This window comes from Pseudomonas sp. TE12234, from assembly GCF_054061835.1.
The window spans coordinates 116,877-138,354 of record NZ_JBSSEP010000003.1 but is presented as its reverse complement, the minus strand read 5'-3'; the positions used below and the strand labels follow the sequence as shown (position 1 = coordinate 138,354).

Sequence of the window (21,478 nt, the reverse complement as noted above, 5' to 3'; positions counted from 1 at the left end):
GTAGCGCCACTTCGTTGACCTGGCCGGTGGCCGAGGACACTTCGATGATCGAGGTGTGAATGCGCTCGACGAAACGGTTGAATGAAAGCCCCAGTGCGCCAAATTCGTCGTGACCGTGAATGGTCAGGCGCTTGGTCAGATCCCCTTCGCCTTCGGCGATGTCGTGCATGGCGCGACCCATGGCCAGCAACGGCTGCATCAGGAAACGGATCAGCATGCCCAGCAACGCGATGATGATCACCACGGCAATCACCATGGCGATAAGCGCCGAAGTGCGGAATTCACTGAGCATCGAGAACGCGGTGTCCTGATCGAGCACCAGTGCCACATACCAATCCGCCGAAGGCACGCCGTTGACGTGGGTGAACGAGATGAACTGGCTTTTGCCGTCGACCTCGACTTCCTTCAGGCCCGGGCTGATTTTCGGCGCCCCGTTGGGGTAGGCATCGGTCAGGTTCTTGAGCACCAGTTTGCTGTCCGGGTGGATCAGGATCTTGCCGTCGGCACTGACAATGAAGGCATGGCCATGACCACCGAAGTTCAGCGAGTTGATGATTGCACTGACGCTGGACAGGTCGATGTCGGCGCCGGCGACGCCGATCATCTGGCCCTGGCGTTGTACCGGGGTCGCGACGGTGATTACCAGTTTGCCTGACGAGGCGGCGATGTAGGGTTCGGTAACGATGGTCTGTTGTGCGCTGTTGGCCGCCTTGTACCAGCCACGGGCGCGCGGGTCGTAGTCCGCCGCACGGTTACCGGCCGGGACCGAGAACATGACGCCGTCGGCACCGCCGAAGTAGCTCAGCTGGAAATTGCCGGTGTAGGCGGGCATGTCGATGATCCGCTTCAGGCTGGCGGGGGCGTTGCCATCGGCGCTGACCTGTTGGGCCATCGATTGCAGCAGCTGCATGCGGCTTTCCAGCCAGGTCTGGATGTTGCTGGTGGTCAGGCTGCCGAGCTCCTGCATCGAGGCTTCGGTGTTGTTATGCAGCGTCTGACGCTGACGATAGTCGTTGAACAGGATGAAACAAGCGAATGCAACGGCCACCACGAGGGCGGCAGCCAACAAAATCTTGTGGCTGAACTTCATGTTTCTGGTCATTAAATGAGCTACCGCGGAAAGACAGATCAACAAAGGAGGCAATCCCTACGGACGTGGGTTTGCGCTGTCATGTATGTCGACTGGACGGCGCCAAAGATTAGGCGCTTTTTTGTGAAAACCGATGAAATACCTGCCAGGCAAACAACGTGGCTGTTTTTTCGCAAAAAGGCGGACGAGCGGCCCGATAAATAGGCGATTGGCCAGGGAACCAGAAAGGGGTTTTCTCTTCTAAGGTTCAGTTTGGCAGCCATGCCAATCCCCTTCACCCCTGGAGTTACACCATGTCGCTGCGATCCATTGCCCTGCTTTCGTTCTGCGTGTTGCTGGCTGCCTGCAGCAAGGTCAATCAGGAAAACTATTCGAAGCTCTCGGCCGGCATGGCCAAGGCCGATGTAGAAACCTTGCTGGGCAAGCCTGCCGACTGCTCGGGCGCGCTGGGCATGTCCAGTTGCACCTGGGGTGACAAGAACAGCTTTATCAGCGTGCAGTATGCCGGTGACAAAGTGCTGATGTTTTCCGGCCAAGGCCTGAAATAAACCGGGGCTACGCGCCCACGGGAGAAAAACAATGAAGCGGTTATTGATGATGCTTTTTGCCGGCCTGGTATTGGCCGGCTGTGCCACTTCTGGCCAGGATCCGTTGGCGCCCAAGACAGCCGACAGTGTCAACCTCAAGCGTTACCAGGGCACCTGGTACGAGTTGGCGCGTATGCCGATGTATTTCCAGCGCGACTGTGCGCAATCCGAAGCCCACTACACGCTTAAACCGGATGGCAACATGGCGGTGTTGAACCGCTGCCTGACGGCGCAATGGCAATGGGAAGAGGTCAAGGGCACGGCTTATCCACAGGTGCCGGGCAAGACCGACAAATTGTGGGTCGAGTTCGATACCTGGTTTTCGAGGTTGATTCCGGGTGTTTCGAAGGGCGAGTACTGGGTGTTGTACGTCAGCGACGACTACAAGACCGCGATCGTCGGCGACCCGAGCCGTCGATACCTGTGGCTGCTGTCGCGTACGCCGACCGTTGACGGTGTGGTGCGTGAAGACCTGCTGAGCAAGGCGCGTCAGCAGGGCTATGACACGACGCGGCTGATCTGGCGAGCGTCGGACACGCAGATGGCCAAGACCTCGAACTGATAGCACATGACCTTGTGGGAGCGAGCAAGCTCGCTCCCACAGGTTTTTGCGTCAGCCTAAAAGTTCGCGCAGGACCTGGGTAAAGGCGCGGTTGCTGTCTTCCTCATCGGCATGACGCCCGTCGCGCACGACCCACTGGCCGTTCACCAGCACGTCCCGCACCTGACGGTCGCCTCCGGCAAACAACCAGCGGTTCAGAATCCCGTCGCCACTGGCCGTTGCCAGGTACGGGTCGTTGCCGTCCAGTACCAGCCAATCCGCACGCTTGCCGACTTCCAGGGCGCCGATCGGTTGCCCCAGCGCCTGGGCACCACCGTCGAGCGCCGCGTCGAACAACGTGCGGCCAACCATGGGCTGATCCGCGCCATACAGGCGATTACGCCGTTGATCGCGCAGTCGCTGGCCGTATTCCAGCCAACGCAATTCTTCCACCACGCTCAATGACACATGGCTGTCGGAACCGATGCCCATGCGGCCGCCTTGTGCCAGGAAATCCACTGCCGGGAAAATCCCGTCGCCCAGGTTGGCTTCGGTGGTCAGGCACAGACCGGCAATGGCGCGGCTCCTGGCCATCAGCGTGACTTCTTCCGGATTCGCGTGGGTGGCATGGACCAGGCACCAGCGCTGATCGACTTCGGTATTTTCGTACAGCCATTGCAAGGGACGACGGCCGCTCCAGGTCAGGCAGTCGTCGACTTCTTTTTGCTGTTCGGCAATGTGGATATGCACCGGGCACTGCTTGTCGCTGGCGGCCAGCACTTCGCTGATCTGCTGCGGCGTCACCGCGCGTAACGAGTGGAAGCACAGACCCAGCGACTGCGCCGGTTGCTGCGCCAGTACCGGCTGCAGGCGCGATTGCAGCTTGAGGTAGTTCTCGGTGCTGTTGATGAAGCGGCGCTGGCCCTCGTTCGGCGTCTGGCCGCCGAAGCCGGAATGGCTGTACAGCACCGGCAGCAGGGTCAAGCCGATACCGGCGGAACGCGCGGCCTGGCTGATACGCAGGGCCAGTTCGGCCGGGTCTGCATAGGGCTGGCCGTTGTTGTCGTGGTGGACGTAATGGAATTCCGCCACTGAGGTGTAACCGGCCTTGAGCATTTCGATGTACAGCTGACGAGCGATGACACCGAGTTGCTCCGGGCTGATTTTTCCGACGAGGCGATACATCAGATCGCGCCAGGTCCAGAAACTGTCATTCGGATTCCCCGCCACTTCCGCCAGTCCGGCCATGGCCCGCTGGAAGGCGTGAGAGTGCAGGTTCGGCATGCCGGGCAAGAGCGGGCCGCTCAGCCGTTCGGCGCCTTCTGCATGGGAATCGGCCTGGATATGGGTCAATACGCCATCGGCGCTGACCTCAAGACGTACATTGTTGGCCCATCCACTAGGCAGCAGCGCGCGTTCGGCAAAGAAGGCGGTCATGGTTCAGAACCCCATCGTGTGTTATTTGTATATACATATACAGACGTTTGCCTGCCCGGTAAACTCCGGCAAGCTAGCAATCTCTACTAAACCATCAAGGATTAACCGTGCCGACTCCGCCTCCAGTCTCTCCGTTGGCCGCGAACATGGGCGACAGTCCGGCGCCCTTGTATGCTCGCGTCAAACAAATGATCACCCAGCAAATCGACAGTGGAAACTGGCCGCCGCACTACCGCGTTCCGTCGGAAAGCGAGCTGGTCAATCAGCTGGGTTTCAGCCGCATGACCATCAACCGCGCCCTGCGCGAGATGACCGCTGACGGCTTGCTGGTGCGCATGCAAGGCGTCGGCACGTTCGTCGCCGAGCCGAAAAGCCAGTCCGCGTTGTTTGAAGTGCACAACATCGCCGACGAAATCGCTTCCCGCGGTCATCGCCACACCTGCAAGGTCATCACCCTTGAAGAAGAGGCCGCCGGCTCGGAACGCGCCCTGGCCCTCGACATGCGCGAAGGGCAGAAAGTCTTCCACTCGCTGATCGTGCATTTCGAAAACGATATTCCGGTGCAAATCGAAGACCGTTTCGTCAATGCGCTGGTGGCGCCGGATTACCTCAAGCAGGACTTCACCCTGCAAACGCCTTACGCCTACCTCAACCAGGTCGCGCCGCTGACCGAAGGCGAGCACGTGGTCGAAGCCATTCTGGCCGAGTCATCCGAATGCAAATTGCTGCAGATTGAAAAAGGCGAGCCGTGCCTGCTGATTCGCCGCCGTACCTGGTCTGGCCGTCAGCCGGTGACGGCGGCCCGTTTGATCCACCCTGGTTCCCGTCATCGTCTGGAAGGCCGGTTTCATAAATGAACGAGTTGAAAGTTTTACGCGCCAAAGACTACCCGCGCATGCCCTGGAAGAACGGCGGCGGCAGCACTGAAGAAATCAGCCGCGATGCCGGCACTGGCCTGGACGGCTTCGGCTGGCGCCTGTCGATTGCCGACATCGGTGAGTCGGGCGGTTTTTCCACCTTCGCCGGTTATGAGCGGATCATCACCGTGTTGCAGGGCGACGGCATGACGTTGTCGGTGGACGGTCAGAGCACGCGGCCATTGTTACCCCTCGACCCGTTCGCCTTCAGTGGCGAAAGCCAGGTGTCCTGCACGCTGCTCGGTGGAGCGATCCGCGATTTCAACCTGATCTATGCGCCGCAGCGCTACCGTGCGCGGTTGCAGTGGCTGGCCGGCGAGCAGCGGTTTTTCAGCGAGGCCAGCACACTGCTGGTGTTCAGCGTGAGCGAGCAAACTGACGTCTGTGTCGATAACCGCGTCCAGGCATTGGGCCTCCATGATTGCCTGCAGCTGGAGGCGAATGCCGGGTTGCTGGACGTCGCCATCAAGGGGCTGTGCTGCGTGATCGAACTCACGTCTCGCGGCTGATCCCGGTTACTCCCGTTCGAGGGTAAAACCTCGAACGGTCGCCTCCAGTTCACTGGACATCCCTTTCAACGCCTGGATGGTTTTCACCACGTCCTGTTGCGCCGCGACATTTTTCTCGACCCGCTGCGCCACGGTTTCCACATTGCGCGCCACGTCCTCGCTGGCTTCGCGCTGTTCCTGCAAGGCATGGGAGATCTGGCTGACGGCATTGAGTGACGCGTCGAGCACGTCCTTGACGTCATTCATCGACGCGCCGGCGCTGTCGATCAGCTGTTGACCCTGAAGAACCCGCTCGCGGCCGGAATTCATGCTGCTGCTGGCTTTTCGCATGCCGCTTTGAATGGTGCTCACCAGCACCACAATCTCGTCGGTGGAGCGGGTCGTGCGGGTCGCCAGCTCCCGCACTTCGTCGGCCACCACGGCAAAACCGCGACCTTGCTCGCCGGCCCGCGCCGCCTCGATGGCGGCATTGAGGGCGAGCAGGTTGGTTTGTTCGGCAATGCTGTGGATCACGTCGACAATTTTCCCGATGGCGTTGGAGTGCTGGGTCAATTGGTCGATTTCACTCGACGTCTGGGTCACCAGTTGGGCGATCTGCTGCATCTCGATGATAGAGCGGTCCATGCTGGCAATGCCCAGCGCAGTGATTTGCTCGGCCTTTTGTGTGGTGTCGTGCGCCTGCGCGGCGTTCTCGGCGATGTGCGTAATGTTGGCTGACATCTGTTCCGCCGCGGCGGCAATGGAAGAGGCCGCGCCATTTTGCTCGGCCGCCTGTTTGAGGCCTTGCTCGGACGAAATACTCAGGCTCAGGGTCGAGGACTCGATGTGCTGCGAGGCCTCGCGCACCTTGCCGATCATGCTGGCCAGGCTGCGCCGCATGGCCTCGACCGATTGCATGACGCCCGTGGATTTCGCGTTGCCAATCGCCGGATCGCCGAGCATGCCCTGGGCAATCCGTGTGCTGATACTGGCCAGCTCGTGCGGCTCGGCGCCCAGGTATCGCGTCAGCCTGGCACCGAACAGCAGGGCGTAAAGGCTGCCAGACAACAGCGCGAAGCCCAGGACCAGGGCCATCAGCCATATATTGTCCTCGTAGAGTGCCTGACTGAGTTCGAACTGATGGCGAGCCTCTTTCAGTTGAGCGTCGGTCAGTTGCGAAAACAGTGAGGTCAAAGGGTCGATCAAGGGGTAAAGCTGATGTGCGGCGAACTGTTCCAGGCTCTGGCTGGCGGTGTTGCTGCGGTTCAGGATTGCCTGCAACCGCTGGAGCGGTACTTCGGTCGCCTGCATCAGTGGCGTGATTTCGTTGATCAGCCGCACCTCTTCATCAACCAGTTGGGTCGACAGGTAGGTGCGCCAGAGCGGCTCGATTTCAAGCATCGCTTGCCGTATCTGTTGCGCCGCGTCGACGCCACCGTAAATGCCATCGCGGGCCTTGTGGATGGTGTCGACGATAGTGACGGAATACAGCTCGGAAATTTTCTTCAGGTCCTGTTGCGGGATGACCCGGTCGAGGTAAACCGTTTCCAGTCCCTGGACCGTAGCGCGCATGCCGTAAAGGCCGAGTGCGCCGATGCCGGTCAGGCTGCCCAGCAGAATGCCGGCCATCAGCAAGAGGTGGGTTTTGACTTTCCATTGTTTCATTACGCGTTCCTCGCAGGAGTGACTTCAGGGGGTTGGTCATGGAGTCGGCGAAGATCAGTGGCGGTGGAGTCGGACACTTCTGATGAGGTTGTAGGGTGTTTCTGGAATGCGCTTAATTGGGCATCACGTGTTACCGAACGCCCCAACGTGGCGCAAAACCGCGTTGCAGTAACAACGAGCACGCACTCGAAAAATCCCCGCGAAAAAAATCATCAACGCCAGAAACCCTTGTTTCATGGGCTTTCCAGCCATTTCAGAGTTTTTCTTGAATGCCCGTTCGGCAAGTTGGCCGCTTGATTGCATATGCTTGTATGTACAAGTAAAGACGTATGCGTATGAGTCGATCGAGACTCCCCGCAGCGTCCACTGATTCGCTTGTCGCGCAACGATGTGCACAGGCTGCTGCCCACCAGGGTTGGTTTGAATTGATCGCTGAGGAGTCTTTTTCGTGACTGACAATACCCAGAAACCTACCACCGCCTCTTTTACAAAAAGACGTGACGTAGAAATTCGTGCCGCGCGCGGCAACAAGCTGACCGCCAAAAGCTGGCTGACCGAAGCGCCGCTGCGCATGCTGATGAACAACCTCGACCCGGAAGTGGCCGAGAACCCGAAGGAACTGGTGGTTTACGGTGGCATCGGTCGTGCGGCGCGTAACTGGGAGTGCTACGACAAGATCGTCGAAAGCCTGACCAACCTGAACGACGACGAGACCCTGCTGGTGCAATCCGGCAAGCCGGTCGGCGTGTTCAAGACCCACACCAACGCCCCGCGCGTGCTGATCGCCAACTCCAACCTGGTGCCGCACTGGGCGAACTGGGAACACTTCAACGAACTGGACGCCAAAGGCCTGGCCATGTACGGCCAGATGACCGCCGGCAGCTGGATCTACATCGGCAGCCAGGGCATCGTCCAGGGCACCTACGAAACCTTCGTCGAAGCCGGTCGCCAGCACTACAACGACAACCTCAAAGGCAAGTGGGTCCTGACCGCCGGCCTCGGTGGCATGGGCGGCGCCCAGCCTCTGGCCGCCACCCTGGCCGGTGCCTGCTCGCTGAACATCGAATGCCAGCAGGTGAGCATCGATTTCCGCCTGAAAAGCCGTTACGTCGACGAGCAAGCCAAAGACCTCGACGACGCACTGGCGCGTATCGCCAAGTACACCGCCGAAGGCAAGGCGATCTCCGTCGCGCTGCTGGGCAACGCGGCTGAAATCCTGCCGGAACTGGTCCGTCGCGGTGTGCGCCCGGACATGGTCACCGACCAGACCAGCGCCCACGATCCATTGAACGGCTACCTGCCAGCCGGCTGGACCTGGGAGCAATACCGCGCCCGCGCCAAGACCGAGCCGGCCGCCGTGATCAAAGCCGCCAAGCAGTCGATGGCCGTGCACGTCAAAGCCATGCTCGACTTCCAGAAGCAAGGCATCCCGACCTTCGACTACGGCAACAACATCCGTCAGATGGCCCAGGAAGAAGGCGTGGAAAACGCGTTCGATTTCCCGGGCTTCGTGCCGGCCTACATCCGCCCGCTGTTCTGCCGTGGCATCGGCCCGTTCCGTTGGGCGGCCCTGTCGGGCGATCCGCAAGACATCTACAAGACCGACGCCAAGGTCAAGGAGCTGATCCCGGACGACGCGCACCTGCACAACTGGCTGGACATGGCGCGCGAGCGCATCAGCTTCCAGGGTCTGCCGGCCCGTATCTGCTGGGTCGGCCTGGGCCTGCGCGCCAAGTTGGGCCTGGCGTTCAACGAAATGGTGCGCAGCGGTGAATTGTCCGCACCGATCGTCATCGGTCGCGACCACCTGGACTCCGGTTCGGTGGCCAGCCCGAACCGCGAAACCGAATCGATGCAGGACGGTTCCGACGCCGTGTCCGACTGGCCACTGCTCAACGCCCTGCTCAACACCGCAAGCGGCGCGACCTGGGTATCCCTGCACCACGGCGGCGGCGTCGGCATGGGCTTCTCCCAGCACTCGGGCATGGTGATTGTCTGTGACGGTACCGACGAAGCGGCCGAGCGTATCGCCCGCGTGCTGCACAACGACCCGGCCACCGGTGTCATGCGTCACGCCGATGCCGGCTACCAGATCGCCATCGACTGCGCCAGGGAACAGGGCCTGAACCTGCCGATGATTACCGGTCAATAACGCAAAACCGCTTTATGTGGGAGCGAGCGGGCTCGCTCCCACAGAAAAGCAGCCTTACAGACACTCAGTGAACTACTAGAACAATCCACAGAGGTTGAACCATGGCTGTCAGCAGCGAACGTGCTGGTAACAAACCGTTGATCGAAAAGCGTTCGATTGACTACATCCCGGAGGCGGAAAGACACGGTCGTCTGTTGAGCCAGTTCACCCTGTGGATGGGTGCCAACCTGCAAATCACCGCGATTGTCACCGGGGCCCTGGCCGTGGTGTTGGGCGGTGATGTGTTCTGGTCGTTGATCGGCCTGTTGATCGGTCAACTGCTCGGCGGCGCCGTCATGGCGCTGCATGCTGCGCAAGGGCCCAAGCTTGGCCTGCCGCAGATGATCTCCAGCCGTGTGCAGTTCGGCGTTTATGGCGCGGCCATCCCGATTGTGCTGGTCTGTTTGATGTACCTCGGTTTCACTGCAACGGGAACCGTGCTTTCCGGCCAGGCGCTGGGCCAGTTGTTTGGCGTCAGCGACAGTGTCGGCATTCTTCTTTTCGCCAGTGTCATCGTGCTGGTCACGGTGCTCGGATATCGAGTGATCCATTGGATCGGCCGTGTCGCCAGTGTCATTGGCGTGATCGCCTTTGTTTATCTGTTCAGCCGTCTGATGAGCCAGGTTGACGTTGGCGCGCTGTTACAAATCCGCCACTTCAGCTGGAGCAGCTTCTTGCTGGCGGTGTCGCTCGCGGCGTCCTGGCAGATCGCTTTCGGCCCATACGTGGCTGACTATTCCCGCTACTTGCCGAGCAAGATTTCCTCGGTCAAAACCTTTTTTGCCGCCGGCGCAGGTTCGGTCATTGGCGCACAGGTGGCGATGGTCCTCGGCGTGTTCGCCGCCGCCTCGGCCAACGGGCAATTCGCCGGTCACGAAGTGGCCTACATCGTGGGTCTGGGCGGTACCGGTGCCACCGCTGCGCTGCTGTACTTCAGCATCGCGTTCGGCAAGGTCACCATCTCCACGCTGAACTCCTACGGCAGCTTCATGTGCATTGCGACCATCATCAGCGGTTTCCGTGGTGATCTGAAGGTCACGCGCTTGCAGCGTCTGGTCTTCGTGCTGGTCATCGTCGGTGCTGCGACCCTGATGGCGCTGCTCGGCCAGCACTCGTTCCTCGGTGCGTTCAAGTCCTTCATCCTGTTCCTGCTGGCGTTCTTTACGCCATGGAGCGCGATCAACCTGGTGGACTACTACTGCATCACCCGCGAGCGCTATGACGTGCCGGCGCTGGCCGATCCGAATGGTCGCTACGGTCGTTGGAACGTCCTCGGAATCAGCGTTTATGTCTTCGGTGTGCTGGTGCAGTTGCCGTTCATCTCCACCAAGTTCTACACCGGTCCGCTGGTCGCAGCCCTGGGTGACGTGGATATTTCCTGGATCATCGGTCTGGCGCTGCCCGCAGCCCTGTATTACGTCTGTGCGAAAAAATGGCACGGCACCGTGCCCGATCACCTGATTCTGCCGGTCGAGCAGAACAGCGTTGTACAACCTAAAACAAGTGGGGCCGGTCGCGCTGCGGCGCAGGCCTGATTGGACGTTGCCAGGGCTGGATGCCTCTTGACTGCCGTAAGCCAATTCATGATTAGGAGCGTCACAACAATGAAATCAAACAAGACCCTGCTGACCACTTTGCTTTCCATGGGCCTGCTGGCCAGCGCCGGCGCCACTCAGGCGGCGGGTTGGTGCGAGTCGGGCAAACCGGTGAAATTCGCCGGCCTGAACTGGGAAAGCGCAATGCTGCTGACCGACGTGCTGCAAGTCGTGTTGGAAAAAGGCTACGACTGCAAGACCGACAGCCTGCCAGGCAACTCCATCACCATGGAAAACGCCCTGAGCAGCAACGACATCCAGGTGTTTGCCGAAGAGTGGGTCGGCCGCAGCGAGGTCTGGAACAAGGCTGAGAAGGCCGGCAAAGTCGTCGGTGTCGGCGCTCCGATTGTCGGCGCCGTCGAAGGCTGGTACGTGCCGCGCTACGTGATCGAAGGCGACGCCAAGCGCAAGCTGGAAGCCAAGGCGCCAGACCTGAAAGCCATTGCCGACCTGGGCAAATACTCGGCGCTGTTCAAAGATGCCGAAGAGCCTTCCAAGGGCCGTTTCTACAACTGCCCGGCTGGCTGGACCTGTGAACTCGACAACAGCGAAATGCTGAAAAGCTATGGCCTGGAAAGCAGCTACACCAACTTCCGCCCAGGCACCGGCCCGGCGCTGGATGCCGCCGTGTTGTCGAGCTACAAGCGTGGCGAGCCGATCCTGTTCTACTACTGGTCGCCAACGCCGCTGATGGGCCAGGTCGACGTGGTGAAACTCGAAGAGAAGCCAGGCGTGGATAAAACGGTGAACATCAAGGTTGGCCTGTCCAGGACGTTCCACGACGAAGCCCCGGAACTGGTGACCGTGATGGAAAAGGTCAACGTGCCGATCGACCTGCTGAACCAGAACCTGGGTCGCATGACCAAGGAGCGGATCGAGTCGCCAAAACTGGCCAAGATCTTCCTGAAGGAACATCCTGAAGTCTGGCATGCATGGGTAAGCGAAGACGCTGCCAAAAAGATCGACGCGGCCTTGTAGTTTGAGCCTTTCCGACTGTCGGCAGCGGCAGTCGGATGCTTGATCACAACCCCTTGATTGAGAGTCTCTTATGTTTCCCGAAAGCTTTACCTTTTCCATCGCCGACTGGGTCAACGGTTGGGTCGATTCGCTGGTTACCAACTATGGCGACGTGTTTCGGCACATCTCCGACACCCTGTTGTGGGCCATCGTCAATCTCGAAGGCCTGCTGCGCGCGGCGCCCTGGTGGCTGATGCTGGCCATCGTGGCGGGCGTGGCCTGGCACGCCACCCGTAAAGTCGTGACCACGGTCGTGATCGTCGGCTTGCTGTTCCTGGTGGGTGCGGTCGGCCTCTGGGACAAGTTGATGCAAACCCTGGCGCTGATGATGGTGGCGACCATCATCTCGGTGTTGATCGGCATTCCGCTGGGCATTCTCTCGGCGCGCAGCAATCGCCTGCGTTCGGTGCTGATGCCGTTGCTGGACATCATGCAGACCATGCCGAGCTTCGTGTACCTGATTCCGGTGCTGATGCTGTTCGGCCTGGGCAAGGTCCCGGCGATTTTCGCCACCGTGATCTACGCCGCGCCACCGCTGATCCGCCTGACCGACCTGGGCATTCGCCAGGTTGACGGCGAAGTGATGGAAGCGATCAACGCCTTCGGTGCCAACCGCTGGCAGCAACTGTTCGGCGTGCAACTGCCGCTGGCCCTGCCGAGCATCATGGCCGGGATCAACCAGACCACCATGATGGCCCTGTCGATGGTGGTGATTGCCTCGATGATCGGCGCCCGTGGCCTGGGTGAAGACGTGTTGGTGGGGATTCAGACCCTCAACGTCGGACGTGGCCTGGAAGCCGGTCTGGCGATCGTGATTCTGGCAGTGGTGATCGACCGCATTACACAAGCGTACGGTCGCGCACGGCATGAGGTGAGCAAATGAACAAGGCAACCGTGAGCAAGATCGAAGTCAAAAACGTCTTCAAGATTTTCGGCAACCGTTCCAGGGAAGCGCTGGCCATGGTTGGCCAGGGCAAGACCAAGGATCAGGTGCTGGCGGAAACCGGCTGCGTGGTCGGCGTGAACGACCTGTCGTTGAGCATCGGCAGCGGCGAGATTTTCGTGATCATGGGCCTGTCGGGTTCCGGCAAATCCACGCTGGTACGCCACTTCAACCGCCTGATCGACCCGACCAGCGGCGCGATCCTGGTGGACGGCGTGGACATCCTGCAATACGACATGGAAGCCCTGCGCGAATTTCGCCGTCGCAAGATCAGCATGGTGTTCCAGAGCTTCGGTCTGTTGCCGCACAAGACCGTGCTGGACAACGTCGCCTACGGCCTGAAAATCCGTGGCGAGAGCAAGCAGATGTGCGCCGAGCGCGCGCTGCACTGGATCAACACCGTGGGCCTCAAGGGCTACGAAAACAAATTCCCGCACCAGCTCTCCGGCGGTATGCGTCAGCGTGTGGGCCTGGCCCGTGCCTTGGCGGCGGACACCGACATCATCTTGATGGACGAAGCCTTCAGTGCGCTTGACCCGCTGATTCGCGCCGAGATGCAGGACCAGTTGCTGGAACTGCAAAAGACCCTGCACAAGACCATCGTCTTCATCACCCACGACCTCGACGAGGCCGTGCGCATCGGCAACCGCATCGCGATCCTCAAGGACGGCCGCCTGATCCAGGTCGGCACACCGAAAGAGATCCTGCATTCGCCGGCCGATGAGTATGTCGACCGCTTTGTGCAGCGTCGGGCGGCGGTGGTTTAAGAGATTCTGCGGTGAGTGAGCTGGCCTCTTCGCTGGCAAGCCAGCTCCCACAGCAATAGGTTGTATTGCACAGATGGTGTGCACACCCTGAACACTGTGGGAGCTGGCTTGCCAGCGATAGCGTCGGCGATGCTGCATCAATATTCAGGTATGAGGTTGAAAATGTCCCTGGCTGAAAAAATCGTTATCGCCGATGCATCCGTGCGTTGGCAGGATGTGGTCGCCGTAGCCCGTCATGGCGCACAGTTGGAGCTGTCGGCGCCGGTCTGGGCCCGGATTGAAAATGCGCAGGCCATTGTCCAGCGCATTGTCACCAGCGGCGAGCGCGCCTATGGCATCAACACCGGCCTGGGCGCGTTGTGCAACGTTTCGCTGCAGGACGAACAACTCAGCCAGTTGTCGCGCAACACCCTGCTGAGCCACGCCTGCGGTGTAGGCGCACCGCTGACCAACGAACAGACCCGCGCCATCATGTGCGCCGCGGTCGTCAACTACAGCCATGGCAAATCCGGCCTGCACCGGCAGGTGGTCGAAGCGCTGCTGGCGCTGCTCAACCGTGGTATCACCCCGCAAGTGCCTTCCCAAGGCTCGGTGGGCTACCTGACCCACATGGCCCACATCGGTATCGCCTTGCTGGGCGTCGGTAACGTGAGCTATCGCGGGCAGATCGTTTCCGCGCAGCAGGCTCTGGCCGAAGAAGGGCTGCAACCGGTCAAACTGGGTGCCAAGGATGGTCTGTGCCTGGTCAACGGCACCCCCTGCATGACAGGCCTGAGCTGCCTGGCGATTGCCGACGCCGCGCATTTGTTGCACTGGGCCGATGTGATCGGTGCGATGAGTTTTGAAGCCCAGCGTGGGCAGATCGATGCGTTCGACGCCGAGATCATCGCGCTCAAGCCGCATCCGGGCATGCAGCAGGTCGGCATCAACCTGCGGGCCTTGCTCGACGGCAGCGAAGTGATCGCCCGCAGCAAAGGCATCCGTACCCAGGACGCCCTGAGCATTCGCTCGATCCCGCAGGTGCACGGCGCGGCCCGTGACCAGCTGGTGCACGCGACCCGACAGATCGAAACCGAGCTCAATAGCGCCACCGATAACCCGCTGGTGCTGGGCACTGCGGATAACTATCGCGTCGTTTCCCAAGCCAACCCGCACGGCCAGTCCGTGGCGCTGGCGGCGGATCTGCTGGCCATCGCCATGGCGGAAATCGGCTCCATTGCCGAGCGTCGCCTGGACCGTTTGATCAACCCGCATGTCAGCGGTCTGCCAGCCTTCCTGGTGGCCAACCCGGGCGTCAACTCCGGGATGATGATCGTGCAATACGTCGCCGCGTCCTTGTGCGCGGAAAACCGCCAATTGGCGCAACCGGCAGTGCTCGACAACTACGTCACCTCGGGCCTGCAGGAAGACCACCTGAGCCTGGGCACCAACGCCGCGCTGAAGCTGCACCGCGCCCTGGAGAACTGCACGCAGATCCTTGCCATCGAGTACTTGCTGGCGGCCCAGGCCTTCGAATTCCTGAAAGAACAACGCTTCGGCGCGGGCACCGATACCGCGTGGCGCCTGCTGCGCGAACGTGTCCCGGCCTATGACCAGGACCGCTGGCTGGCGCCGGACATTGCTGCGGCAGCCGCTGTCTTGAAAGAACCGGGGTTGCTGCACAAGGCTTTGCCGAGCCTGAACTGATTTCCACATAAAACCAGCGTGCCAAGGCGCGGCTTCCCAAAAGGAAGACGCGACGGACAACGGACATCTCCGGAGCGTCTGGTTAGTTAGTAAACAACTCTCAAAAGGAGCACAAAATGACTTCGCTAAACCTGATTCCCGGTCAACTGAGCCTGGCCCAACTGCGTGATGTCTATCAGCAGCCAGTGAAACTGACCCTCGACCACAGCGCTTCGGCCCAGATCGAAGCCAGTGTCGCTTGCGTGGAACAGATCCTCGCCGAGAACCGTACCGCGTACGGCATCAACACCGGTTTCGGCCTGCTGGCCTCGACCCGCATCGCCAGCGAAGACCTGGAAAACCTTCAGCGCTCGCTGGTGCTGTCCCACGCCGCCGGTGTCGGCCAGCCGATCAGCGACGATCTGGTGCGCCTGATCATGGTGCTCAAGGTCAACAGCCTGAGCCGTGGTTTCTCCGGCATTCGCCGGGTGGTGATCGATGCGCTGATCGCCCTGATCAACGCCGAGGTTTACCCGCACATTCCGCTGAAAGGCTCGGTCGGCGCATCGGGCGACCTGGCACCTTTGGCGCACATGTCGCTGGTGCTGCTGGGTGAAGGCAAGGCGCGTTACAAAGGCGAGTGGATGGAAGCGACCGAAGCGCTGAAAGTCGCCGGTCTGACTCCGCTGACCCTGGCCGCAAAAGAAGGCCTGGCGCTGCTCAACGGCACCCAGGTGTCCACCGCGTTTGCCCTGCGCGGCCTGTTCGAAGGCGAAGACCTGTTCGCCGGTGCCCTGGCCCTGGGTGGCCTGACCGTTGAAGCGGTACTGGGCTCGCGCTCGCCATTCGATGCGCGCATCCACGCCGCCCGTGGCCAGAAAGGCCAGATCGACGCTGCCGCTGCCTATCGCGACCTGCTGGGCCAGCGCAGCGAAGTCTCCGACTCCCACGAGAACTGCGAAAAGGTCCAGGACCCGTACTCCCTGCGCTGCCAGCCGCAAGTCATGGGCGCGTGCCTGACCCAGTTCCGCCAGGCGGCCGAAGTGCTGGCCATCGAAGCCAACGCCGTCTCGGACAACCCGCTGGTGTTCGCCGCTGAAGGCGATGTGATCTCCGGCGGTAACTTCCACGCCGAACCGGTGGCCATGGCTGCCGACAACATGGCCCTGGCCATCGCGGAAATCGGTTCCCTGAGCGAGCGTCGCATCTCGCTGATGATGGACAAGCACATGTCGCAACTGCCGCCGTTCCTGGTGGCCAACGGTGGCGTGAACTCCGGCTTCATGATCGCCCAGGTGACCGCGGCGGCACTGGCCAGCGAAAACAAGGCGCTGTCCCATCCGCATTCGGTGGACAGCCTGCCGACGTCCGCCAACCAGGAAGACCACGTTTCGATGGCCCCGGCGGCGGGCAAGCGTCTGTGGGAAATGGCCGAGAACACCCGCGGGATTCTCGCCGTGGAATGGCTGGCGGCGGTGCAGGGCCTGGACCTGCGCAACGGTCTGAAGACCTCGCCGAAACTGGAACAGGCCCGGGCGATTCTGCGTAAAGAAGTGCCGTTCTATGAGAAAGACCGTTTCTTCGCACCGGACATCAATGCAGCCACTGAATTGCTGGCGTCGCGTTGCCTGAACGAGCTGGTGTCGGCCAAGTTGCTGCCGAGCCTGTAATGGTCTTATCGCGAGCAGGCTCGCTCCCACATGGAAGGTGTATCACCTGTGGGAGCGAGCCTGCTCGCGATTCGATTTTTACGTCGAATAAAAATAATTAAGGACGAGCAATGCAGCCGCAAAGCAAAAGTTTGAAACGCGGGCTCTCTGCCCGACATATTCGCTTCATGGCGCTGGGGTCGGCTATCGGCACCGGGCTGTTTTATGGTTCTGCCTCGGCCATCCAGATGGCCGGTCCTGCGGTACTGCTCGCCTATCTGATTGGTGGCGCGGCGGTGTTCATGGTCATGCGCGCCCTCGGTGAGATGGCGGTGCACAATCCGGTGGCCGGCTCTTTCGGTCAGTACGCCAGCACCTATTTGGGCCCCATGGCGGGTTTCATCCTGGGTTGGACCTACGCGTTCGAAATGGTCATCGTCGGAATGGCCGACGTTACGGCGTTCGGCATTTACATGGGTTTCTGGTTTCCGGAAGTCGCTCGCTGGATCTGGGTACTGGGTGTCGTTTCCATCGTGGGCGGCTTGAATCTGTGCAACGTCAAAGTCTTCGGTGAAATGGAGTTCTGGCTGTCGCTGCTCAAGGTGGCGGCCATCGTTGCAATGATCCTTGGCGGTTTCGGCATCATGTTGTTCGGCATCAGCTCGGCGCCCGGCCAAGTCACCGACATCAGCAACCTCTGGAGCCAGGGCGGCTTCATGCCCAACGGCGTGGGCGGCCTGATCGCTTCATTCGCGGTGGTGATGTTTGCGTTCGGCGGTATTGAAATCATCGGCGTAACGGCCGGTGAAGCCAAAGACCCGCAGCATGTGCTGCCTCGGGCGATCAATGCCGTGCCATTGCGCATTTTGCTGTTCTACGTACTGACCATGCTCGTATTGATGTCCATCTTTCCGTGGCAGCAGATCGGCAGCCAAGGCAGCCCGTTCGTGCAGATTTTCGACAATCTGGGGATCGGCTCGGCGGCGACCATTCTCAATATTGTGGTGATCACGGCCGCGATTTCGGCCATCAACAGCGACATCTTCGGCGCGGGTCGCATGATGTTCGGTTTGGCCCAGCAAGGGCATGCCCCCAAGGGCTTCGCGAAGTTGTCGCGCAATGGCGTGCCATGGATGACAGTAGTGGTGATGAGTGGCGCGCTGCTGCTGGGCGTGTTGCTGAACTACCTGATCCCGGAAAACGTCTTTCTGTTGATTGCCTCCATCGCAACCTTTGCCACGGTGTGGGTGTGGCTGATGATCCTGGTCACCCAGGTAGCCATGCGTCGCTCCATGAGCAGCGATCAGGTCGCACAACTGAAATTCCCGGTACCGTTCTGGCCTTATGCGCCCATGGCGGCGATTGCCTTCATGCTCTTCGTCTTTGGCGTACTGGGCTATTTCCCGGACACCCAGGCGGCCCTGATCGTCGGCGCGGTCTGGATTGTTTTGCTGGTGCTGGCCTACCTGACATGGGTCAAGCCAGCGGCAGGACGACCTGCCCTGGTCGAGCAGGAACCTTCTTTTTCACATCAATAACCTAATGGAGGCCACGGATGAAAACGCTCTGGCAACACTGCCGCGTCGCAACCATGGCGCAAGGCGTCTACTCGATCATCGAGGATGCGGCCATCGTGACGTCCGGTGCGCACATTGAGTGGGTTGGCCCGCGCGCTGAACTGCCGGGGGGCGAGTACCCGACGGTCAATGATTTGAACGGGGCCTGGGTGACGCCGGGCTTGATTGACTGCCACACCCACACGGTGTTTGGCGGGAACCGCAGCGGTGAGTTCGAGAAGCGTCTGCAAGGCGTCAGCTACGCGGAAATCGCCGCCAGCGGTGGTGGCATCGCCAGCACCGTGCGCGCCACCCGCGCGGCCAGCGAAGATGAGCTGTTCGCCAGCGCCGCCAAGCGTCTGAAAAGCCTGATGCGCGATGGCGTCACCAGCATCGAAATCAAATCCGGTTACGGCCTCGACCTGGCCAACGAACGCAAGATGCTGCGGGTGGCCCGCCGCCTTGGCGCCGAGCTGCCGGTCAGCGTGCGTAGCACTTGCCTGGCGGCCCATGCATTACCGCCTGAGTATGTGGATCGCGCCGACGACTACATCGATCACATCTGCGCCGAGATGCTCCCGGCCCTGGCCGCCGAAGGGCTGGTGGATGCGGTGGATGCGTTCTGCGAATACCTGGCGTTTTCCCCGGCGCAAGTCGAGCGGGTGTTCATCACCGCTCAGGAACTGGGGTTGCCGGTGAAACTGCATGCCGAGCAATTGTCGTCCCTGCACGGTTCGACCCTGGCGGCGCGTTACCACGCACTGTCGGCCGATCATCTGGAATTCATGACCGAAGACGATGCCATCGCCATGGCCAAGTCCGGTACGGTCGCGGTGCTGCTGCCCGGAGCTTTTTACTTCCTGCGCGAAACCCAATTGCCGCCGATGGACGCCCTGCGCAAGCACGGGGTGAAAATCGCCATTGCCAGTGATCTCAACCCCGGCACTTCACCGGGCCTGTCGTTGCGCCTGATGCTGAACATGGCGTGCACCTGTTTCCGCATGACCCCGGAAGAAGCGCTGGCCGGCGCTACGATTCACGCCGCCACTGCCCTGGGCATGGCCGATACCCATGGTTCGCTGGAAGTGGGCAAGGTCGCGGATTTCGTTGCCTGGCAAATCGATCGTCCGGCTGACCTGTCGTACTGGCTGGGCGGTGATCTGGAAAAACGCGTCGTGCGTCACGGCGTCGAAACAAGTCTGTAGGAGAGCAGTTGTGGATAAGGTTCTGAACTTCAAACAAGGCCGCGTGCCGCTGCTGATCAGCATGCCCCACGCCGGCGTGCGTCTGACCCCGGTGGTTGAAGCCGGGTTGATCCCGGCTGCGAAAAGCCTGCCGGACACTGACTGGCACATCCCGCAGCTCTACGATTTCGCCGCCGAACTGGGCGCCAGCACCCTGGCCGCCGAGTATTCGCGCTTCGTCATCGACCTGAACCGGCCGTCCGACGACAAACCTTTGTACGTGGGCGCGACCACCGGCCTGTACCCGGCGACGCTGTTTGACGGTGTGCCGCTGTTCCGCGAAGGGCTGGAGCCTTCGAAAGAAGAGCGCGCGACGTACCTGGAGCAGATCTGGACGCCGTACCACAGCACCTTGCAGCAGGAGCTGGCGCGTCTCAAAGCCGAGTTCGGCTATGCGCTGCTGTTCGATGCGCACTCGATTCGCTCGATCATCCCGCACCTGTTCGACGGCAAACTGCCGGACTTCAACCTCGGCACCTTCAATGGCGCCAGTTGCGATCCACAGCTGGCGACTCAACTGGAAGCGATCTGCGCCGGACACCCGGACTACAGCCATGTGCTGAATGGTCGCTTCAAGGGCGGCCACATCACCCGGCACTACGGCAACCCGGCCGAGAACATCCATGCCGTACAACTGGAGTTGGGCCAGTGCACGTATATGGAAGAGTTCGAGCCGTTCCGTTATCGGGCGGATCTGGCCGAGCCGACGCAGGTGGTGTTGAAGCAATTGCTGCAAGGGCTGTTGGCGTGGGGTGAAACCCACTACAAGCGCTAAACCCCTAAACAAACCTTGTGGGAGCGAGCTTGCTCGCGATAGCGGACTGACCGGCAACAGAAATGTTGAATGTCATGGCCTCATCGCGAGCAGGCTCGCTCCCACATTGGTTTGGCGTTCTTTTCGATACCTGGCAGGAACAGTCGCCGCTGTGCAAATCTCGGTCGCCACAGGTCGCTTTTACAGCTCGACTGCTGCGTAATGTTCCGGGCACGGTGCACGAAGACACCGAACCCATAACAATCCGCTGCCGCTCGAGAACGCCCTCTATGACAAGCACCAAAGGTTTGTTCACTCGCTGTCTCTCAATCCTCTGCGGTACCGCTCTCCTGAGCACCAGCGTCCTGGCCGCTGACGACGCCTCCTGCAAAGCCGTGCGCATGGGCGTGGTCAACTGGACCGACGTGATCGCCACCAGCGGCATGGCCGATGTATTGCTCAATGGCCTTGGCTATGAAAGCAAGCAAACCAGCGCCGTGCAGCAAATCATCTTCGCCGGCATTCGCGACAAGCGCCTGGACATTTTCCTCGGTTACTGGAAACCGGCGATGGACAAGAACATCGCGCCGTTCCTGGCCGCCAATCAAGTGAAGGTCCTGGACAAACCTAGCCTGGCCGACGCCCAGGCAACGCTCGCGGTGCCTGACTATGTCGCGGCCGCCGGTTTGAAAACCTTTGGCGATATCGCCAGGTTCAAGGATCAGCTTGGCGGCAAGATCTATGGCATCGAACCGGGCAGCGGCGCCAACACCACGATCAAAACGATGATCGAGACCAATCACTTTGGCCTCAAGGACTTCAAGCTGATCGAATCCGGCGAGGCCGGCATGCTCGCAGCCGTGCAGCGGGCAGTGAATCGCAAGGAGTTCGTGGTGTTCGTCGGCTGGACCCCGCACCCGATGAACATCAACATGAAGATCGCCTACCTGACCGGCAGCGAAGATGTCTACGGGCCGAACGAAGGGGCGGCGACCGTTTCTACCGTGACCGCCCCGGATTACGCCGAGCGCTGCCCGAACGTCAATCGGCTGTTGGAGAACCTGACCTTCACCGCCGCCCAGGAAAGTCAGTTGATGGTGCCGATCATGGAGCGCCAGACGGCGCAGGACGTTGCCAGAAAATGGCTGCGTGAACACCCGCAAGATCTTCAGCGCTGGCTGGCGGGCGTCAGCAGTTTTGATGGCAAGGACGGTGTGGCAGCGGTGCAGGCCAGTCTGAAGAACTGACAGCAGAACCTGTAGGAACGAGCTCGCTCGCGATAAACCCGAGAACACCGCGGGGTATCAGGCTTACCGCGTTATCGTTGGCCATTATCGCGAGCAGGCTCGCTCCTACAGGGGTATACATTCCC

General features: G+C 60.7%; 17 protein-coding genes and 1 pseudogene. 15 read left to right on the top strand and 3 right to left on the bottom strand.

Annotated elements, in window-relative coordinates; all coding sequences use genetic code 11:
• Positions 1 to 67: 67 nt before the first annotated feature.
• A pseudogene (locus tag ACVWYU_RS07085) lies at positions 68 to 1,090 on the bottom strand (HAMP domain-containing protein); the annotation flags it as partial.
• 293 nt (positions 1,091 to 1,383) lie between these two features.
• Between ACVWYU_RS07085 and ACVWYU_RS07080 the strand changes: the two are divergent.
• Both ACVWYU_RS07080 and ACVWYU_RS07075 read left to right on the top strand, forming a co-directional pair.
• On the top strand, positions 1,384 to 1,638 hold the full coding sequence (locus tag ACVWYU_RS07080; protein ID WP_090328096.1) for a hypothetical protein: 255 nt from the start codon (positions 1,384 to 1,386) through the stop codon (positions 1,636 to 1,638).
• 31 nt (positions 1,639 to 1,669) lie between these two features.
• Complete coding sequence (locus ACVWYU_RS07075) at positions 1,670 to 2,239, top strand: lipocalin family protein (protein ID WP_090328098.1); 570 nt, start codon at positions 1,670 to 1,672, stop codon at positions 2,237 to 2,239.
• 51 nt (positions 2,240 to 2,290) lie between these two features.
• Here the strand turns inward: ACVWYU_RS07075 and ACVWYU_RS07070 are convergent, their stop codons facing one another.
• Entirely contained in the window at positions 2,291 to 3,655 is a 1,365-nt protein-coding gene (locus tag ACVWYU_RS07070; protein WP_248916182.1) for a formimidoylglutamate deiminase, read from the bottom strand.
• A gap of 146 nt (positions 3,656 to 3,801) precedes the next feature.
• Between ACVWYU_RS07070 and hutC the strand changes: the two genes are divergently transcribed.
• Positions 3,802 to 4,512 (top strand): histidine utilization repressor, encoded by a 711-nt coding sequence (hutC, locus tag ACVWYU_RS07065; protein ID WP_162493950.1) that lies wholly within the window; start codon positions 3,802 to 3,804, stop codon positions 4,510 to 4,512.
• Positions 4,509 to 5,081: a HutD/Ves family protein gene (locus ACVWYU_RS07060; RefSeq protein WP_090328106.1), complete on the top strand. Its 573-nt coding sequence runs from the start codon at positions 4,509 to 4,511 to the stop codon at positions 5,079 to 5,081. The genes hutC and ACVWYU_RS07060 overlap by 4 nt, the downstream gene beginning before the upstream one ends.
• Before the next feature lie 6 nt (positions 5,082 to 5,087).
• Here ACVWYU_RS07060 and ACVWYU_RS07055 read toward each other — a convergent pair whose 3' ends face one another.
• The gene (locus ACVWYU_RS07055; RefSeq protein ID WP_457372312.1) at positions 5,088 to 6,725 is read right to left on the bottom strand and encodes a methyl-accepting chemotaxis protein; all 1,638 of its coding nucleotides are present in this window, start codon (positions 6,723 to 6,725) and stop codon (positions 5,088 to 5,090) included.
• Between the two features lie 448 nt (positions 6,726 to 7,173).
• Here ACVWYU_RS07055 and hutU point away from each other — a divergent pair, with 448 nt between their 5' ends.
• The 11 genes from hutU to ACVWYU_RS07000 all read left to right on the top strand — a co-directional run bounded on the left by hutU (position 7,174) and on the right by ACVWYU_RS07000 (position 21,353).
• Positions 7,174 to 8,877: a urocanate hydratase gene (gene hutU, locus ACVWYU_RS07050; RefSeq protein ID WP_457372311.1), complete on the top strand. Its 1,704-nt coding sequence runs from the start codon at positions 7,174 to 7,176 to the stop codon at positions 8,875 to 8,877.
• A gap of 101 nt (positions 8,878 to 8,978) precedes the next feature.
• Positions 8,979 to 10,451 (top strand): purine-cytosine permease family protein, encoded by a 1,473-nt coding sequence (locus ACVWYU_RS07045; protein WP_457372310.1) that lies wholly within the window; start codon positions 8,979 to 8,981, stop codon positions 10,449 to 10,451.
• Between the two features lie 69 nt (positions 10,452 to 10,520).
• The gene (locus tag ACVWYU_RS07040; RefSeq protein WP_390958213.1) at positions 10,521 to 11,489 is read left to right on the top strand and encodes an ABC transporter substrate-binding protein; all 969 of its coding nucleotides are present in this window, start codon (positions 10,521 to 10,523) and stop codon (positions 11,487 to 11,489) included.
• A gap of 70 nt (positions 11,490 to 11,559) precedes the next feature.
• Positions 11,560 to 12,411 carry an ABC transporter permease gene (locus ACVWYU_RS07035; protein ID WP_090328119.1) on the top strand — a complete coding sequence of 284 codons (852 nt, stop codon included), beginning with the start codon at positions 11,560 to 11,562 and terminating at the stop codon, positions 12,409 to 12,411.
• A complete protein-coding gene (locus ACVWYU_RS07030) occupies positions 12,408 to 13,238 on the top strand; it encodes a quaternary amine ABC transporter ATP-binding protein (RefSeq protein WP_090328122.1) in 831 nt (276 codons plus the stop codon). The genes ACVWYU_RS07035 and ACVWYU_RS07030 overlap by 4 nt, the downstream gene beginning before the upstream one ends.
• Positions 13,239 to 13,400: 162 nt before the next feature.
• The gene (hutH, locus tag ACVWYU_RS07025) at positions 13,401 to 14,924 is read left to right on the top strand and encodes a histidine ammonia-lyase (RefSeq protein ID WP_457372309.1); all 1,524 of its coding nucleotides are present in this window, start codon (positions 13,401 to 13,403) and stop codon (positions 14,922 to 14,924) included.
• Between the two features lie 116 nt (positions 14,925 to 15,040).
• A complete protein-coding gene (gene hutH, locus ACVWYU_RS07020; protein ID WP_247258282.1) occupies positions 15,041 to 16,573 on the top strand; it encodes a histidine ammonia-lyase in 1,533 nt (510 codons plus the stop codon).
• Positions 16,574 to 16,683: 110 nt separating this feature from the next.
• Positions 16,684 to 18,090 (top strand): amino acid permease, encoded by a 1,407-nt coding sequence (locus tag ACVWYU_RS07015; protein WP_247258283.1) that lies wholly within the window; start codon positions 16,684 to 16,686, stop codon positions 18,088 to 18,090.
• A gap of 17 nt (positions 18,091 to 18,107) precedes the next feature.
• Complete coding sequence (gene hutI / locus ACVWYU_RS07010) at positions 18,108 to 19,313, top strand: imidazolonepropionase (protein WP_457372308.1); 1,206 nt, start codon at positions 18,108 to 18,110, stop codon at positions 19,311 to 19,313.
• Between the two features lie 10 nt (positions 19,314 to 19,323).
• Entirely contained in the window at positions 19,324 to 20,127 is an 804-nt protein-coding gene (gene hutG / locus ACVWYU_RS07005; RefSeq protein WP_457372307.1) for an N-formylglutamate deformylase, read from the top strand.
• A gap of 269 nt (positions 20,128 to 20,396) precedes the next feature.
• Positions 20,397 to 21,353 carry a choline ABC transporter substrate-binding protein gene (locus ACVWYU_RS07000; RefSeq protein WP_247257810.1) on the top strand — a complete coding sequence of 319 codons (957 nt, stop codon included), beginning with the start codon at positions 20,397 to 20,399 and terminating at the stop codon, positions 21,351 to 21,353.
• Positions 21,354 to 21,478 lie beyond the last annotated feature (125 nt).

Coding starts and splice junctions, on each gene's coding strand:
- ACVWYU_RS07080 (WP_090328096.1), top strand. CDS start 1,384: ATGTCGCTGCGATCCATTGCCCTGCTTTCGTTCTGCGTGTTGCTGGCT.
- ACVWYU_RS07075 (WP_090328098.1), top strand. CDS start 1,670: ATGAAGCGGTTATTGATGATGCTTTTTGCCGGCCTGGTATTGGCCGGC.
- ACVWYU_RS07070 (WP_248916182.1), bottom strand. CDS start 3,655: ATGACCGCCTTCTTTGCCGAACGCGCGCTGCTGCCTAGTGGATGGGCC.
- hutC (WP_162493950.1), top strand. CDS start 3,802: ATGGGCGACAGTCCGGCGCCCTTGTATGCTCGCGTCAAACAAATGATC.
- ACVWYU_RS07060 (WP_090328106.1), top strand. CDS start 4,509: ATGAACGAGTTGAAAGTTTTACGCGCCAAAGACTACCCGCGCATGCCC.
- ACVWYU_RS07055 (WP_457372312.1), bottom strand. CDS start 6,725: ATGAAACAATGGAAAGTCAAAACCCACCTCTTGCTGATGGCCGGCATT.
- ACVWYU_RS07045 (WP_457372310.1), top strand. CDS start 8,979: ATGGCTGTCAGCAGCGAACGTGCTGGTAACAAACCGTTGATCGAAAAG.
- ACVWYU_RS07040 (WP_390958213.1), top strand. CDS start 10,521: ATGAAATCAAACAAGACCCTGCTGACCACTTTGCTTTCCATGGGCCTG.
- ACVWYU_RS07035 (WP_090328119.1), top strand. CDS start 11,560: ATGTTTCCCGAAAGCTTTACCTTTTCCATCGCCGACTGGGTCAACGGT.
- ACVWYU_RS07030 (WP_090328122.1), top strand. CDS start 12,408: ATGAACAAGGCAACCGTGAGCAAGATCGAAGTCAAAAACGTCTTCAAG.
- hutH (WP_457372309.1), top strand. CDS start 13,401: ATGTCCCTGGCTGAAAAAATCGTTATCGCCGATGCATCCGTGCGTTGG.
- hutH (WP_247258282.1), top strand. CDS start 15,041: ATGACTTCGCTAAACCTGATTCCCGGTCAACTGAGCCTGGCCCAACTG.
- ACVWYU_RS07015 (WP_247258283.1), top strand. CDS start 16,684: ATGCAGCCGCAAAGCAAAAGTTTGAAACGCGGGCTCTCTGCCCGACAT.
- hutI (WP_457372308.1), top strand. CDS start 18,108: ATGAAAACGCTCTGGCAACACTGCCGCGTCGCAACCATGGCGCAAGGC.
- ACVWYU_RS07000 (WP_247257810.1), top strand. CDS start 20,397: ATGACAAGCACCAAAGGTTTGTTCACTCGCTGTCTCTCAATCCTCTGC.